Annotated in this window: 1 protein-coding gene; it reads left to right on the forward strand. The window is 47.5% G+C overall.

The genetic code is table 11. The features are described 5' to 3' along the window. Positions 1–255 (forward strand): hypothetical protein (locus tag FC091_RS15110; protein WP_138435213.1); only part of this gene is annotated, 255 nt, incomplete at both ends.

Genomic DNA, 255 nt, shown 5'->3' on the forward strand with positions numbered 1-255 from the left:
CACCGTAGCAGACATGGATGAAGTGTGGGTACGTGTAGAAGACCCAAATACAGCAGAAGGCTGTTACAAGGTAACACGCTTAGAGTTAATCGTAAATCCATTACCAGTGTTGGTTCAACCAGCACCACTGGTGTTGTGTGATGCCATAACCTTAGGGGATGAACAAGAAGCCTTCACGTTGGAAGATGCGAATGCCGAGATACTGAACGGACAGACAGGAATCACACTGACCTATTATGAGACCCAGCAGGATGC

Origin of the sequence: Winogradskyella algicola (genome assembly GCF_005869935.1) — a bacterium.
Classification (GTDB): domain Bacteria; phylum Bacteroidota; class Bacteroidia; order Flavobacteriales; family Flavobacteriaceae; genus Winogradskyella; species Winogradskyella algicola.